This window comes from Pseudomonas avellanae BPIC 631 (assembly GCF_000444135.1).
Taxonomy (GTDB): domain Bacteria; phylum Pseudomonadota; class Gammaproteobacteria; order Pseudomonadales; family Pseudomonadaceae; genus Aquipseudomonas; species Aquipseudomonas avellanae.
On the sequence record NZ_ATDK01000108.1, the window covers coordinates 1 to 2,465 of the forward strand.

Sequence of the window (2,465 nt, forward strand, 5' to 3'; positions counted from 1 at the left end):
CTAGAACGCCTTTCAGCTAATGCCGAACACCAACGCCTTGCATCACTGGTACGCAACGCTCTGCAGGATGGCACATTTCAATTTCAATCCAGTAACGACACGCAAGTAACCTATAAAGCGTCAATCTGTCTGCCAGCTGACACCGATACCGTGAGAACCGACCACTTGATTAATAACGAGCTGACGGTTCAGGCCCGATTAAATGATCAGTCGGAGTACGACATCGTCAGCGCACATTTGCATGGCTCTTCGAAAGCCATATCCTTCGACGTACCCAGCTCCCCGCCCGCACATGGTTCAGCATCTTCTGTCTTGAGTGAACGGACCCATCTAGGTATGAGTCGCGTTCTCTCACAAGATGCAGTAGACAGCAGTAGCCTGGAAACTCCGTTACCGAGCTCGCCAGACCATTCTCGTCCGCCATCACAGCCAAAGCCCGTGCATATCGGGTCGGTCCGCAGGGACTCTGGTAGCCTTGTTTCCGATAACCCGGTAGTGCAGGCCCTGCTATCGTTTGCGCAGGCCGACCAGGCATTTCCACCACAGGCCGCGAGCATTGCCGGGGTCCAGCTGGAAATGCGGCCACGTCGGGATATTGAGAAAGCACTTGAGGAATTCAAAGGCGCCTTCACGGTGGAGAAGGCGCAACTGATGTCCGGTGCCAACTCGTCGGAGCGTGTAGATGAGGATGTCAACGCAGACATCCATATCCCCTTATTGCTCAAGGCCATCGAGCGGGGGGCTGCGGCATTTGGTCCAAACGCATCAATCGGCCAGAATAGCGCGAAAGCGTTTCTCGCCTCATGTGCTCCCAAGATCACGTCCAATGACGATGTCCTCTCCGAGTTCATTAACCAGAAACTCAAGGGGGATGACGATCTTCAGGTTCGCCTGGGCGCACAGGAATTGTTGCATGTAGCCACCAAGAAGGAATTCCAGCTCGGCGGTCTAGCCGGCAGCATCGGGGTCAGCAGCATACTCGGCTCGGCATGGGAGCTTGGCGCTTCTGAGCTGTTGAAAAATGCCATCTTCGGCAAAAATTTCTCACCGAGCCAATATGCTCTGCAATTGGCTGGAATCGATTCAGTGCCTCCTTTGATTATCGAGTCCATGGACACCATGTGCGTACTTGCCATCATCAAGGGCATGAAAGGTGAGGAGTGGTCCATGAGCGATCTACTTCCCAAGGCGTTGAAGGCCGGTGCCATTTCCTCGGTGGTGTCATTCCCCAATAATGTTTTGCAGTATGCAGGTTTCAAATCCAGAGTCGGCGATCTTGCGGCAAACTCAGTGACAACTGAAGCGGCCATCTTTGGCGCCGCCTCCGGTATTCCACCCGAGGTCAAGGAAAGTGAAGAGCTGATGCGTGCTGGCTTATTCCAGAGCATGAAGGACGGCGTGATGGCTCATCCCGGCGAGGGGGTGGACACCAAAGAGACGATTGAGCGGATGACGCGCCATGCGCTGGATATCGCTCCGGGCGAAAGCACCGCTGTCAAGTCCATGGGGCTGGCATCGATTGTCGGGATGATTCCACTGATTGCCAGCAACAAGGCAACCGGGCTGCTGTCGGAACAGGTACTGCGTATTTTCCGGAGCGCCGTCTTCAATCCAATCGAAGCCATCGCTCTGAACGCGTTGGCGCTTGGCGGGCGTGTCAACGTTCCCGGGCTATTTGATTCCGACAATGCCAAGCATGCACGCGTGGTACAAACCATCCTCACGCGGGCCAGCCAGCACATGGAAGCTGGAGACCGTTACATTTCCGCAGAGGAGCTACATCAAATGCTGGCTCCCCGGAGCGAGTTCCTGCGCCATGTGGGATCTGCGATCGTCAACGGCATGAATGCCAGCTTTGAGGCAATTCCCGCCCTGGTTCGGAAGCTTGGATATGGCGAGGCTCCATTGGCCGAACGTATTCCGTATCAAGACCTGGCTGTGCCCGACACGCCGCGGCAGCCCGCACCCTGAATCATAGTCGACGCGATCTACTGGACTTCAAGAGCAGCAGTCAGGCGGGTAGCATGGTTTTTCACCGTGCTACCCTCGCTATCGCGGATGGTCCCACATTTGTCGGCACTACGTGTAACGACCTGCAATCGAAATGGCCTCGACCTGCAATCATCGCGTTTTTCGACCGGGATTGTTTGCGTCTATTCGAACCAGCAAACCGGGATTATATGCGAATGAACCTGCATTCATCTGGTTCGACTTGCAATCGACCGTCATGAACCGGAATTAATTGCGAGTGATCGCTCACCGCCTATGTCTCATTTGAGTACACCCTTGTGAGACGCGTGGCTGAGGCGCTTTTTGCGTCTCAATAGGGTGGCTTTTCATTTTTGATATGGTAAGTTCTCAGCTTCTACTGTGCCGTCTCAAAATTAACTTCTCTCATGCCTGCGTGCTCATTGCCGCGCGGGCTCGCTGTATTTTGTTCAAAATATCTTCTCCCTTAGCGTTCC

At 54.4% G+C, this 2,465-nt stretch carries 1 protein-coding gene; it reads left to right on the plus strand.

Annotated features, from left to right (window positions below; genetic code table 11):
• On the plus strand, positions 1-1,971 hold a 1,971-nt coding region (hopD1, locus tag DW49_RS0107180), incomplete at its 5' end, for a XopB/HopD1 family type III secretion system effector (RefSeq protein WP_241478690.1).
• Positions 1,972-2,465: the final 494 nt, after the last annotated feature.